Source organism: Rhizobium sp. NLR10b (genome assembly GCF_019685435.1).
Taxonomy (GTDB): Bacteria; Pseudomonadota; Alphaproteobacteria; order Rhizobiales; family Rhizobiaceae; genus Rhizobium.
The window spans coordinates 1-13,856 of record NZ_JABDWV010000018.1; the positions used below are offsets into that span (position 1 = coordinate 1).

General features: G+C 63.5%; 11 protein-coding genes and 1 pseudogene. 9 read left to right on the forward strand and 3 right to left on the reverse strand.

The window, feature by feature from the left end:
• The 8 genes and pseudogenes from purU to HJB91_RS25625 form a co-directional block, all read left to right on the forward strand.
• Positions 1–146 (forward strand): annotated as a pseudogene (gene purU, locus HJB91_RS25590) (formyltetrahydrofolate deformylase); the annotation flags it as partial.
• Positions 147–265: 119 nt separating this feature from the next.
• Entirely contained in the window at positions 266–3,193 is a 2,928-nt protein-coding gene (locus tag HJB91_RS25595; protein WP_221156085.1) for an aminotransferase, read from the forward strand.
• Between the two features lie 521 nt (positions 3,194–3,714).
• Positions 3,715–3,909 carry a hypothetical protein gene (locus tag HJB91_RS25600; protein ID WP_003544544.1) on the forward strand — a complete coding sequence of 65 codons (195 nt, stop codon included), beginning with the start codon at positions 3,715–3,717 and terminating at the stop codon, positions 3,907–3,909.
• A gap of 126 nt (positions 3,910–4,035) precedes the next feature.
• Positions 4,036–5,031 carry a P1 family peptidase gene (locus tag HJB91_RS25605; protein ID WP_210629564.1) on the forward strand — a complete coding sequence of 332 codons (996 nt, stop codon included), beginning with the start codon at positions 4,036–4,038 and terminating at the stop codon, positions 5,029–5,031.
• Between the two features lie 108 nt (positions 5,032–5,139).
• The gene (locus HJB91_RS25610; protein WP_210629565.1) at positions 5,140–6,669 is read left to right on the forward strand and encodes an ABC transporter substrate-binding protein; all 1,530 of its coding nucleotides are present in this window, start codon (positions 5,140–5,142) and stop codon (positions 6,667–6,669) included.
• Between the two features lie 162 nt (positions 6,670–6,831).
• On the forward strand, positions 6,832–7,779 hold the full coding sequence (locus tag HJB91_RS25615) for an ABC transporter permease (protein ID WP_210629566.1): 948 nt from the start codon (positions 6,832–6,834) through the stop codon (positions 7,777–7,779).
• Between the two features lie 3 nt (positions 7,780–7,782).
• Positions 7,783–8,646 carry an ABC transporter permease gene (locus HJB91_RS25620; protein WP_210629567.1) on the forward strand — a complete coding sequence of 288 codons (864 nt, stop codon included), beginning with the start codon at positions 7,783–7,785 and terminating at the stop codon, positions 8,644–8,646.
• A 23-nt stretch (positions 8,647–8,669) separates the two neighbouring features.
• A complete protein-coding gene (locus HJB91_RS25625) occupies positions 8,670–10,061 on the forward strand; it encodes an amidase (protein WP_210631710.1) in 1,392 nt (463 codons plus the stop codon).
• Here the strand turns inward: HJB91_RS25625 and HJB91_RS25630 are convergent.
• From HJB91_RS25630 to HJB91_RS25640, 3 genes are all read right to left on the reverse strand, one after another.
• The gene (locus HJB91_RS25630) at positions 10,058–10,915 is read right to left on the reverse strand and encodes an NlpC/P60 family protein (protein WP_210629568.1); all 858 of its coding nucleotides are present in this window, start codon (positions 10,913–10,915) and stop codon (positions 10,058–10,060) included. The genes HJB91_RS25625 and HJB91_RS25630 overlap by 4 nt on opposite strands.
• Before the next feature lie 11 nt (positions 10,916–10,926).
• On the reverse strand, positions 10,927–11,277 hold the full coding sequence (locus tag HJB91_RS25635) for a MarR family transcriptional regulator (RefSeq protein WP_011423607.1): 351 nt from the start codon (positions 11,275–11,277) through the stop codon (positions 10,927–10,929).
• Between the two features lie 173 nt (positions 11,278–11,450).
• Positions 11,451–12,842 carry a M17 family metallopeptidase gene (locus tag HJB91_RS25640; RefSeq protein ID WP_210629569.1) on the reverse strand — a complete coding sequence of 464 codons (1,392 nt, stop codon included), beginning with the start codon at positions 12,840–12,842 and terminating at the stop codon, positions 11,451–11,453.
• A gap of 141 nt (positions 12,843–12,983) precedes the next feature.
• Between HJB91_RS25640 and HJB91_RS25645 the strand changes: the two genes are divergently transcribed.
• Positions 12,984–13,823 (forward strand): tetratricopeptide repeat protein, encoded by an 840-nt coding sequence (locus HJB91_RS25645; RefSeq protein ID WP_221156086.1) that lies wholly within the window; start codon positions 12,984–12,986, stop codon positions 13,821–13,823.
• Positions 13,824–13,856: the final 33 nt, after the last annotated feature.

Genomic DNA, 13,856 nt, shown 5'->3' on the forward strand with positions numbered 1-13,856 from the left:
ATGTCTCGATCGGCCGCGACGTCGAAAGCCAGGTGCTGGCCCGCGCTATCCACGCCCATATCCATCATCGCACCTTCATCAACGGCAACCGCACCGTCGTCTTCCCGGCCAGCCCCGGAAGCTACGCCTCCGAACGCATGGGGTGAGTCGGCCGAGGCCGCGCATCTCTTTTGCCGGCAGACAACAATCTCCCGTTGCCTGCCAGCGGCAAGTATTTGATTATCGCGCTTAAGGGGTAATCGAATCATGCTGCGGGAGGGGTGTCATGACCGACGAGGCGCTTGTGGATCGCATGACGCTGCCGCGTCCCGACGTCACCGTTGCTGACGCGGAAGAGATCCTTCTTGCCCATTACAGCCTGTCCGGCACGCTCGCCGAACTCGGCAGCCAGCAGGATCGGAACTACCGCGTCGACAGCGATCGTGGGCGATACGTCCTGAAGATCTGCCATGCCGCCTACGAGGCCCGCGAGCTCGAGGCGCAAAATGCCGCGCTCCATCATCTCAAGCGCCAGCAGGACGCGCCACGCGTTCCGAAGGTGATCGCCACGAATGATGGGCGGGAAATTATCGTCCTTACCGTGCGCGGGCGGGGCTATCAGGTCCGGTTGCTGGAATATCTGGAAGGCCAGGGACTGACGGAGATGAGATATCTGGCGCCGGCTTCCGTCGCGGCGCTTGGCGCGCTCTGCGCGAGGCTGGCGCAGGCGCTTGCCGATTTCGACCATCCCGGCCTCGACCGCAGCCTGCAGTGGGATTTGCGACGCGCCGGGCCTGTCGCCGTACAGCTGCTGTCCGCCATCACCGACAGCGCTGCCCGTGACCGGATTGCCAAAACCATGGTGACGGCCGTTCGCCGCATCCAGCCCCTGGCGCCGTCGCTTCGGCTCCAGGCGGTCCATCACGACGTCACCGGCGACAATGTCGTCGGCCATCGCGACGCCCATGGCCACACGATCCCCGACGGGGTGATCGATTTCGGCGACATCATCCGCGGCTGGCTGGTCGGCGACCTCGCCGTCACCTGCGCTTCGCTGCTGCATCAGGCGAATGGCGATCCCTTTCACATCCTGCCCGCCGTCACCGCCTATCAGGCGATCTATCCGCTGAGCGACGAGGAGCTGAAGGCGCTCTGGCCGCTGATCGTCGCGCGCGCGGTCATCCTCGTTGCCAGCAGCGAACAGCAGATGTCGATCGATCCCGATAATGATTATGTCCGTGGCAATCTCGACCGCGAGCGGGCGATCTTCGATACGGTGATGTCGGTTCCGTTCGAACTCATGGAAGCTGCGATCCTCAAGGCGGCCGGCGCGGATGTCGCCGCTCCGCCGCCATCGGCATGGCTGCCCTTGCTGCCCGATATCGATCCCGCCACGATCGCCTATGTCGACCTTGGCGTGCGGAGCGCGCATTTTTCCGCCGGCAACTGGCTGAGCGCCGATATGGACTGGCGGCTGCTTGCCCGGGCCGCAAGCGAAAACGGCACGGCGGCGACGCGCTATGGTGAATATCGGCTTTCCCGCGCTGCCCTTGGAAACGCGAGGGCACAGGCGACCTTCGCCCTGCATGTCGACATCTGCCTTGCCGCAGGAAGTGCGGTCGCAGCGCCCTTTGCCGGCCGTATCGGCTGGAAGGACCAGCATCTGACACTGACGGACGACAGCACGACCCTGCATCTCGACGGACTCGACCCTTTGGTCGAGAATGGCGCCGTGCTTGCCGCTGGCGATCCGCTTGGTTCTGTTTTCGGTGAAGTGTCGTCACTTGGCGGCCTGCGCCTCCAGCTCTGCAGCATCGCGGGTCTTGAACCCCCGCTCTTTGCCATGCCGCGCGAGGCGGCGGCCTGGTCGGTGCTCTGCCCTTCGCCTTCATCCCTTCTCTGCCCGGGAGCGGATGCGCCGCAACCGGAGACCGGAGAACTGCTCGCCAAGCGGCAGACCTATCTCGCAAGTGCGCAGAAGAACTATTATGCCGCGCCGCCGCAGATCGAGCGCGGCTGGAGGGAATATCTGTTCGATGTCGAGGGCCGCGCCTATCTCGACATGGTCAACAATGTCACGATCCTCGGCCACGGCCATCCCAGGCTGGCGGCGGCAATCAGTGCCCAATGGCTGCGGCTCAATACGAATTCACGCTTCCACTATGCGGCGATTGCGGAGTTTTCCGAACGTCTCGCGGCGCTCGCGCCGGAGGGCCTCGACGCGGTCTTCCTCGTCAACAGCGGCTCTGAGGCGAACGATCTGGCGATTCGGCTGGCGCAGGCCCATAGCGGCGCCCGCAACATGCTCTGCCTGCTCGAAGCCTATCATGGCTGGTCGGCGGCGAGCGATGCCGTCTCCACGTCGATCGCCGACAATCCGCTGGCGCTGACCACCCGACCGGATTGGGTGCATGCGGCCGTTTCGCCGAATACCTATCGCGGCGCGTTTCGCGGACCCGACACAGCGGCGAGCTATCTGGCCGCCGTCAAGCCGACGCTCGCGACGATCGACGCCGGCGGCCAGGGCCTCGCCGGCTTCATCTGCGAATCGGTCTACGGCAATGCCGGCGGCATTCCGTTGCCCGAAGGGTATCTGAAGGAGATCTATACCGAGGTGCGCGCCCGCGGCGGGCTCTGCATCGCCGATGAGGTGCAGGTCGGTTACGGCAGGCTCGGCCATTATTTCTGGGGCTTCGAGCAGCAGGGGGTCGTGCCCGATATCATCACCATCGCCAAGGGCATGGGCAATGGCCACCCGCTCGGCGCCGTCATCACCAGACGGGAGATTGCGCAGTCGCTGCAGAAGGAGGGACCTTTCTTCTCCTCCACCGGCGGCAGCCCGGTCAGCTGCGTCGCCGGCATGACGGTGCTCGATATCATGGCTGAGGAGAAGCTGCAGGAAAATGCCCGCACGGTCGGCGATCATCTGAAGGCGCGGCTTGCCGCGCTGATCGACCGGCACGCGATCGCCGGCGCCGTCCATGGGATGGGCCTCTATCTCGGCCTGGAATTCGTCCGCGACAGAACGACGCTGGAGCCGGCGACGGAAGAGACGGCGGCGATCTGCGACCGGCTTCTCGACCTCGGCATCATCATGCAGCCAACCGGCGATCACCAAAATGTGCTGAAGATCAAACCGCCGCTCTGCCTCAGTCTCGAAAGCGCGGATTTCTTCGCAGACATGCTGGAAAAGGTGCTCCAGGAAGGCTGGTGATCCATGCTTTCGGGCGTTAACCAAATCGGTCATTTCGAGGCATCTCGATTTTTAACGACAAGGCCCATTGCCGGAATCAGACAGACTTCCTATTTCTGCTGCGGCGATCGAACGAGTTTCGATTCTGTCATGCGAATTTTACGAAGAGCTGATATGTTTCTTTCTGTAAGTTCGGCCCAGGATGGAATGAATTTTTTCGGATCGTCGATATTTTGACACGTTTCGGAATATGTTTCCGACAGGCTGTCGGATAATCTCTACTAAGTTAGTAGATATTGAACGCAGCCATCACCGGCCCCGGGCTCTTCCGGGACCATCGAGCGCAACGCCAACGAAAGGAACGAGACATGACAGACATCGAAATTCTCGCCACTCTCCTTGGGCGATCTGTGCTTGGCAATGACCGTCCGGGCGCCCTCTCCCGCTCGAACTGTCGAATGTGACATTCGTCCTCCTTTTAACGGTACCAGACAAGTCAATTCGCCATGGCTGCGCATGCCCGCGCGGCAGGAGTTCTATCTATGAAGAAGCAAGTTATCGAATATGCAGGCGTTCCCGTCGGCATCGTTATCCCCGACGAAGATCGGCTGAAGTTCATCGCCGTGAAATTCCATGTCCACGACCTCGACGAGCAGCGGTTCGGTTCGCCCGACGAGGTGCGGCTGGCCATCCACGACCTGATGACCCGCCGTCATCCGAAGCCGCTTCATGCCTGACGGCATGCGGCCGTTACCGACTTTCGCGGCTCTTCTGATGTGACCGGTCCTGCCAAAAGGGCCGGTCTTGTTTTTTGAGGGCAATTGCAGTCCTATCGGCCGGATCAGCGCCACCAGGATCAGCCCTTGCCCGATCTTCTCAATCTGCTCACCGACATCGAAGGCGTTTCCGTCGGCCATGCGACCGACCTCTCGCTGGGATCCGGCGTCACGGTCATCGTCTTCGACGAGCCGGCGGTCGCCTCCGGCACGGTGCTCGGCGGCGCGCCGGGCGGACGCGATACCGGCCTGCTCGACCCGTCGATGACCGTCAGTACCGTCGATGCCTTTGTGTTCTCGGGCGGCTCGGCCTTCGGGCTCGATGCGGCCGGGGGCGTGCAGGCCGGCTTGCGCGAAGCCGGCCGCGGCTTTGCAGTCGGGCCGGTCAAGATTCCGATCGTGCCGCAAGCGATCCTGATGGACCTGCTGAACGGCGGCGACAAGGATTGGGGTCTTCACTCCCCCTATCGTGAGATGGGTTATGCGGCATTGAAGACCGCGACGAAGGGCGTATTTGCGCTCGGCACCGCCGGCGCCGGCACCGGGGCGACGACGGCCACTTTCAAGGGCGGGCTCGGCTCGGCCAGTGCCGTCAGCAGCGCCGGCCATCGCGTCGCTGCGATCGTCGCCGTCAATGCGCTCGGTTCGGCAACGATCGGTGACGGGCCGCATTTCTGGGCGGCGCCCTTCGAGAAGGACGGCGAATTTGGCGGGCTCGGTATGCCTGCGACCACCGATCACAGGATACGGCTCAAGGGGATGAGCACGCCGGCAACGACGATCGGCGCTGTCGTCACCGACGCGCAGCTGACGAAGGCGGAAGCGCATCGGCTTTCACTTGCCGGTCATGACGGCCTTGCCCGAGCGCTGCTGCCGGCACACCTGCCGCTCGACGGCGATACCGTCTTTGCCGCGTCGACCGTCAAACATCCAAGAAACGACATGGCAAGCCTGATGGAACTTTGCCACCTCGCCACCATCGTCATGGCGCGGGCAATCGCGCGCGGCGTCTATATGGCGAGCGCCCTTCCGGCCGAGGGCGGGCAAATAGCATGGCAAGACCGCTATCCCCAGGGCCGTTGATTGAATAGGGTCGCAACCTGGTGAAATGGCGGAGACACGCGAATGCAGATCCTGGCGCTGAAGTATTTTCGACGAGCTGGTGGGGACCGAATCATGCCGGGTGATGTGATGAACAAGGTTTCGTTTGCGTCTTCGGCGCGCTGCATCAAGCGGCTTTCCCTCGGTGCTGCGTTGTCGGCCGGTCTCGTAGTGACAGCAATGACACCGGCGGAAGCGGCCAAGACCGCCCTCAATCTCGGCATGAGCGTCGAACCAACAGGCCTCGACCCGACGATCGCCGCACCGGTCGCGATCGGCCAGCTCACCTGGCAGAATGTGTTCGAGGGGCTGGTGACGATCGATCAGACCGGCAAGGTCCAGCCGCAGCTGGCGAAAAGCTGGGAAATCTCGGGCGATGGCCTGACCTATATGTTCAAGCTGCGGACCGGCGTCAAATTCCATGACGGCGAGGCCTTCGATGCCGCCGCCGCCAAATTTGCCCTCGACCGCGCCCGCGGTACGGATTCGGTTAATCCGCAAAAACGCTTCTTCGCCTCGATTGCCTCGATCGATACGCCGGATGCCGAAACGCTGGTGCTGCATCTCACGGCCCCGACCGGCAGCCTGATCTATTGGCTCGCCTGGCCGGCATCTGTCATGGTCGCCCCGAAGACGGCCGACAACGACAAGGTCATGCCGATCGGCACCGGTCCCTTCAAGTTCGCCAGCTGGACGAAGGGCGACAGGGTCGAACTCGTCAGGAATGGCGACTACTGGAACAAGGATGCGTCTGCCAAGCTCGACAAGGTGACCTTCCGCTTCATCGCCGATCCGCAGGCGCAGGCAGCCGCCCTGAAATCCGGCGATCTCGATGCCTTTCCGGAATTTGCCGCACCCGAGCTGATGAGTTCCTTCGACGGCGATGCCAGGCTCATCACCAAGGTCGGCAATACCGAACTCAAGGTCGTCGCCGGCATGAACAATGCCAGGAAGCCCTTTGACGACAAGCGCGTCCGCCAGGCGCTGATGATGGCGATCGACCGCCAGACGGTGATCGACGGGGCGTGGTCCGGCCTCGGCACGCCGATCGGCAGCCACTACACGCCGAACGATCCGGGCTACAAGGACATGACCGGCGTGCTGCCCTATGATGTCGAAAAGGCAAAGGCACTGCTGACTGAGGCCGGCTACCCCAACGGCTTCACGTTCACGATCAAATCGCCGCAGATGGCCTATGCGCCGCGCAGCGCCCAGGTGATGCAGGCGATGTTTGCCGAAATTGGCGTGACGATGAACATCGAACCGACCGAGTTTCCGGCGAAATGGGTGCAGGACGTCATGAAGGATCGCAACTTCGACATGACGATCGTCGCCCACGCCGAACCGCTCGACATCGACATCTACGCACGCGATCCCTATTATTTCAACTACAGGAACCCGGCCTTCGATGCGCTGATGAAGAAGGTCCAGGAGACCGCGGATCCCGCCACCCAAAATGCGGTTTACGGCGAAGCGCAAAAGATCCTCGCCGAGGACGTACCGGCGCTCTACCTCTTCGTCATGCCGAAACTCGGCGTCTGGGACAGGAAGCTGAAGGGGTTGTGGGAGAACGAGCCGATTCCGTCGAATGTGCTCTCGGGGGTTTATTGGGAGGAGTGAGCGAGCGGGTTCGGGCGGATTGAGAGGCACGATGAGCAAGGCGAAGCGGGACAGCGATACGCTCAATGCAGGCCGCAGCCCTCGCCATCCCTCATTCCTGTCACAAGCTTGGCGCCGAGGCTACAACGTACTCCCAAAAGCCAACTCGAAAGCGTGGCATGCATGATCGCGCTTCTCCTTCGCCGCTTCACCGGCCTCATCCTCACACTCGTCATCGTCTCTCTGCTGATCTTCACCGTCATGGATCTGCTGCCCGGCGATCCAGCCTCGATCATGCTTGGCACCTCGGCAAGCCCGGAAACGCTGGCAGCGCTGCGTCACGAGCTCGGCCTCGACCAGCCGCTCGTCCTGCGCTACGGCCAATGGCTGGCCGGCCTCCTGTCCGGCAACCTCGGCAATTCCCTGACCTACGGCGTTCCCGTTGCCGGACTGATCGTCGAGCGGCTGGCGGTGACGCTGCCGCTGGCGCTGATGGCAATGGTGCTTTCGATGGCGATCGCCCTGCCGCTTGGCGTTCTGGCCGCCTCGCGCCGCGGCCGCGTTTTCGACACGATCGCAACATTGTTTTCGCAGATCAGCATCGCCGTGCCCGCCTTCTGGGTGGCGCTGCTGTTGATCATCCTGTTTTCGACGATGCTCGGGCTGATGCCGGCCGGCGGCTTCCCGGGGTGGGGCGCCGGTCTTCTGCCGGCATTGCAGGCGCTCGTCATGCCGGCCGTCGCGCTGGCGATGCCGCAGGCGGGCGTGTTGACACGCGTCGCACGTTCGGCGGTTCTCGAGACGATGCATGAGGATTTTGCCCGCACCGCGGTGGCCAAGGGGCTGTCAAGCAGTGCGGTGCTGTGGCGGCATATCGTGCCGAATGCGCTGATCCCGGTTCTGACGATGATCGGACTGCAGTTCACCTTTCTGGTCGCCGGCGCGGTGCTGGTGGAAAACGTCTTCAACCTGCCGGGGCTCGGGAGGCTTGCGCTTCAGGCACTCTCCCAGCGCGATGTCATCGTCATGCAGGATGTCGTGCTGTTCTTCGCGGGCTTGGTCATCGTGGTGAATTTCGTCGTCGATCTCTCCTATGTGGCGATCGACCCCAGGATCAGAAAGGCGGTCTGAAACATGGCCCAGATCGTATCCTCCGCCTTTGCCCGCCGCCGAAGGACTGACAGACTTAGCCGGCGAATGAACCTCATCGCGGGCACGGTCATCATTGGCCTGCTGGTCGCCGTTGCGCTGCTGTCGCTCGTCTGGACGCCCTTGCCGCCGGCGAAGATGCAGATCATCCATAAACTGCAGCCGCCGCTTGCCTTCGGCCTGCTCGGCACGGATCAGTTCGGCCGCGACGTGGCGTCGATGCTGATGGCTGGATGCCGGAACTCTTTGTCGATTGCCATCACCGCGGTTGCGATCGGCGGGACGCTCGGCTCGATATCAGGCATCTCCGCCGCGGCGATCCGCGGTCCAGCCGAAACGCTGCTGATGCGCATCTGCGACGTCATCTTCGCCTTGCCACCGATCCTGTCGGCGATGGTGCTCGGCGCCTTTCTCGGGCCGGGGCGCTTCACCGCGATCACCGCGATCGCCGTCTTCATGATTCCGGTCTTTGCGCGGGTGACGCTGGCAACCTCGCTGCAGGCCTGGAGCCGCGATTATGTGACGGCGGCGCGCGCGATCGGCAATACGCGCCTGACCATTTCACTGCGCCATGTGCTGCCGAATATCATCAGCCAGATCATCGTGCATGGGACAATCCAGCTCGGTCTGGCGATCCTGACCGAGGCCGGTCTCAGCTTTCTCGGGCTCGGCATGGCGCCGCCAGCGCCGACATGGGGCCGGATGCTTGCAGATGCGCAAACCTATCTGGCGCTGGCCCCCTGGCTCGCGATCCTGCCCGGCCTTGCCATCGCGCTCACCGTCCTCGGCTTCAACATGCTCGGCGACGGCTTGCGCGATCTTCTCGATCCACGCGAGGCGAGCCGCTGATGTCCCTCCGAAACAAAACGCCTATGGCCGAAACCGATCTTACAATCCGTGAACTCAGGCGACGCTTCGCCGATAAGAGCCTCTCGCCGCTCGAATACTGGCTCTCCCTCGAAGACCATATCGCCGCCTGGGAGCCGTCCATATCAGCACTCTACCTCTACGACCCAGAGGCGGCGCGCGTGCAAGCGAAAGCTTCGACGGAGCGCTGGGCGAAGGGACAAACGCTGGGCAGGCTCGACGGCATCCCGGTCACGCTGAAAGAACTGCTCGCGACGAAGGGCCAGCCGGTGCCGCTCGGCTCCAGGGCGGTGGAACTGAAGCCGGCGGAGGCCGACGCGCCGGCTGCAGCGCGGCTGCGCGAGGACGGCGCGGTGATCTTCGCCAAGACCACCTGTCCCGATTACGGCATGCTTTCCTCCGGCCTGTCGAGCTTTCATCCTCTCAGCCGCAATCCCTGGAACATCGCGCAAAATCCCGGCGGATCGAGCGCCGGCGCCGCGGCCGCGGCCGCGGCCGGTTACGGGCCGCTGCACATCGGCACGGATATTGGCGGTTCGGTGCGGCTTCCTGCCGGCTGGACCGGCACCTTCGGCTTCAAGCCGAGCCACGGGCGCATTCCGGCCGATCCCTATTATGTCGGGCGCTGTCTCGGCCCGATGACGCGCACCGTCGAGGACGCCGCTTTTTCCATGGCGACGCTGTCACGGCCCGACTGGCGTGACGGGACCAGCCTGCCGCCCAACGATTTCGACTGGATGGATTTCGTTGTCGACATGTCAGGCATGAAGATCGGCCTAATGCTCGATGCCGGCTGCGGGTTTGCTGTCGATGATGAGATCAGGGTCGCGGTCGAATCGGCGGCGAAACGTTTCGAGAAGGCCGGCGCGACCATCGTCTGCGTTCAACCGGTGCTGACGCGCGCGATGCTTGACGGGCTCGACACGTTCTGGCGCGCCCGCCTGTGGAGCGATATCGCAGGGCTGGACGAAGAGCGGCGCGACAGCATCCTGCCCTATATCCGGGAATGGGCCAAGGCCGGCGCCGATATCAATGGCGTCGATGCCGTCAGGGGTTTCAATCAGACGATCGAAATGCGCAGGAGCTGCGGACGGCTGTTCACCTCGGTCGACGCCCTGCTTTCGCCGACCAACCCGATCGTCTCCTATCCGGCCGAATGGGCATCGCCGACCAACGATCCGGCGAGGCCGTTCGAACATATCGCCTTCACCGTGCCGTGGAACATGTCGGAGCAGCCGGCCGCGTCGATCAATTGCGGCTTCTCCCGTTCGGGCATGCCGATCGGGCTTCAGATCGTTGGGCCGCGTTTCGACGACATGCGGGTGCTGAGACTGTCGAAAGCTTTCGAGGATTGGACCGGCGGCGTGAGATCCTGGCCGCAGCGACCGATCACTTAGCTAAACGGGCGGCGATAGCCGGTCGGCCGTTGGTACAGCGAGCCGATGCGCTCGACGGCCGCCTCGAAGTTCTCCCGCGCCACCGTCATGCTGTGGCCATTGGCGTGGAGAATGGTTTGGGAATCTTCGAAAATGGCGACGTGGCCCTTCCAGAACACCAGGTCGCCGCGGCGAATTTCGGAGCGGTCGATCGGTTCGCCGAGTCCGGCCGCCTGCATGTCGGTATCACGCGGCGCCAGTCTGCCGGTCATCAGCATCGCCAGCTGGACGAGGCCGGAGCAATCGATGCCAAGGCCGGATCGGCCGCCCCAAAGATAGGGTGTTTCGAGGAAACGGGCGGCGATACCGACATAATCGGCACCCTCGAGAGCGCCGATCGGCTGCACGTGCCTGGCGAAGATCGCCGTGCCGTCCGTCAGCACGACATAGTGATTGCCGCGCACCTCCGCCTCGCCTACGACGTGAACGCGGCTTCCCATCGACAAGATGGCCTGATGCGGTTTGCGCAGTTCCGGCTCCGGATAAAGGAAGGTGCGCGGCACGGTGACGATGTGAGTCGGCGCCGGCCCTGTCTGGGAGAGCGCCTCTGCCTCGAGATAACCGACATAGCCGTCGGAGGCAGCTTTTACCCAGCACCAGCCGTCGGCGCGATCGAAAACGGTCACCTCCTCGCCGAGGAGCAGTTCCGTATCGATGCCGCGGGCAAGTTCCGGCTCAGGGCGCAGGGCGGCGACGGGAAGGGCAACGCGCGCTGCGGCGCCTTCGACGAAGCGCGACGCCTCCACCTTGCCCTGGAGCCCCGCTTCCGCGAGATCCGGCCGATAGGCATGCAGGCGGCGGTCGAGCATCGTCATTCGTGTTCCCTTCAGATCGGCAGCCGGCGGCCCTGATCCCGGACGAGATCGCCGAGCTTTTCCAGGTAAAGCGCACCGCCGACGGTACGTTTGATGATCACATTGCGGCGATCGGCATCGTCGCGCACGCGATCAACCAGGCCCATCTCACCCATCGTATCCAAGGCGCGGGTAATGACCGGCTTGGTGACATTGAGTGTGGCGGCAAGCCCGCGCACCGTGTGGGGCGGCGGCACGAGGTAAATATGCAGCAGGATCGCCATCTGGCGCAATGTCAAATCGCGGTCGTCATGGCGAACCTGATCGAGCGCCACGCCATGCCAGAGCCCCAGCGCCTGCGAGGCGGTCAGTTCGATCGGCACGGCCCCTCCGGAAAATCGTTACGCTAGCGTTTCATTTTCCGGCAGTTGCAATGGACATGCAAGAGGTGGCGGGAACTGCCGCCCGGCAGGGTGAATAAAATTTTAACGATCGGCCGCGAGACGCAGCGCGGGACGGCGGTCATGCGATGCGCCTTAGCATTATCCGGGCGGCGTCAGCGCAGGCTGGTGCGGATATGATGGAAGAGCGCGCGGATTGCCTGTGCTTCGCCGCCGCCCGGCGAATGTGGCCGTTCGGACGGAGCCCAGCCGTAAATGTCGAAATGTGCCCAGCTCTTGGACTTGCTGACGAAACGCTTTAGGAAAAGCGCGGCGGTGATCGATCCCGCCATGCCGCCGGCCGGGGCATTGGTCAGGTCGGCGAATTTGGCGCGGACATCCTTTTCATAGCCGGCATAGAGCGGCAGACGCCAGATCGGATCGTCCGTCTCCAGGCTTGCTTCGGTCAGGTCATGGGCCAGATTGGCATCATCGGTGAAGAAGGGCGGAAGATCCGGACCGAGGGCAACGCGGGCAGCCCCTGTCAGCGTCGCCATGTCGATCAAGAGTTCGGGCTCTTCCTCGTCGGCATAGGCCAGCGCGTCGGCCAGGATCAACCGGCCTTCGGCGTCGGTATTGTCGATCTGAACGGTCAGGCCCTTTCGGCTTCGGTAAATGTCGCCGGGGCGAAAGGCATTGGAGGAGATGGCGTTTTCGACGACCGGGATAATGACGCGCAGATCGACCTTCAGCTTGGCGTCCATGATCATCAGGGCGAGTCCCATGACATTCGCGGCGCCGCCCATGTCCTTCTTCATCAGCAGCATCGAGGCGGCAGGCTTGATATCGAGACCGCCGGTATCGAAGCAGACGCCCTTGCCGACGAGCGTCACCTTGCGATGACCCTTTTTGCCCCAGCGCAGCTCAAGAAGGCGCGGCGCGTCGGCGCTGGCGCGGCCCACGGTGTGAACCAGCGGGAAATTCTGGGTGAGCAGTTCATCGCCCGTGATGACCGACAGTTCCGCCTTGTAATGTCCGGCCAGGGCACGGAAAGCGGCCTCGAGCTGGTCCGGCCCCATATCGTTCGTCGGCGTATTGATGAGGTCGCGAGCAAGAAAGACGCCGGCGAGCTGGCGCTTGATATCGGCGCCGTCGGCATCGCGGGGGATCATCAAGGTCGCTGCCGGCGATTTTTCCGATTTGTAGCGATCGAAACGGTAGCTGCCGAGCCCGAAGCCAAGGGCCAGCCGGTTTGCCGTCAGCGGCGCGGTCTCGATGTGCCATTCGCCGGCGGGCAGCGCACGGGCCAGCCTGCCGGTGATGTAGGGCTGTTCCGACGGGTTGGTGCCCAAGCCGAAAAGCGCGCCGCCGAGATGGCCATCGGCCGTCGGGATCAGCAGGAGCGAGCCGCTTTCGGCCTTGTAGCCCGCCTTGCGCGCCCAATCGAGCGCGATCGGATCGATCGTGCCGGTCTCGATATGGGCAGGGGTGACGGCAAAGATCGGCAGCGTCAAGCCGCCCTTCGTGTTGAAAGGAGTCGGTCTTTCGATGAACTGATAGGGGGCCATGATTGTCCTTCGGCGGTCGCCAGGAATCGTTCCTTAACGGTCTGTTAGGGTTAACAGACTATTGCTGGAGCGAAGATTGCGTCAAACCTTTCCCTGTTCCGCTTCGAGGTCAGGCGCCGATTTCGGAATCAGGAACGCAACATGCCTGCCTCGCGCATCACCATTTCCCTAAATCGCATCCTGCAGGGCGCAGCAGCATCGCTGATCATCCTCGCGCTTGCCGGCTGCTCGACGACGGCCAAGGACCGGATGACGACAGGCTCGGTGCCGAAGCTTACCAAACCGGTCGAGGAGATGGATTCGACCGAACTGCGCGCGGCGACGGACCGAATCGGCCAGGCCTATGAGAAGAACCCGCGCGATCCCGTCAACGGCGTCAACTACGCCAACCTGCTGCGCATGAGCGGCCGCGACGCTCAGGCGCTCGCCGTCATGCAGCAGGTGGCGATCGCCAACCCGGGCGACCGCAACGTGCTGGCCGCCTATGGCAAGGCGCAGGCGGCGGCTGGGCAGTTCCAGCAGGCGCTCGACACGATCGGCCGCGCCCAGACACCGGATCGCCCCGACTGGAGGCTGATCTCGGCCGAAGGCGCAATCCTCGACCAGATGGGCCGGGCAAGCGAGGCCCGGCAGCGCTACCGCGACGCACTCGACATTCAGCCGAACGAACCTTCCATCCTGTCCAACCTCGGCATGTCCTACGTGCTGACCGGCGATCTGCGCACGGCCGAAACCTATCTGCGCTCCGCCGCCGGCCAGCCGACCGCCGACAGCCGCGTCCGGCAGAATCTTGCCCTCGTCGTCGGCCTGCAAGGGCGTTTTGCGGAAGCGGAACAGATCGCGCGGCGGGAGCTTTCACCGCAGCAGGCCGATGCCAATGTCGCCTATCTCAGGGGCATGCTCTCGCAACAGAATTCCTGGCAGAAGCTCGCCGCCAAGGACAAGACGCCGGGCGCAGCCGATGGCAGCAACACCAACTGACCTCGTCATTTTTTGCCGGATGACCAGGCCCCT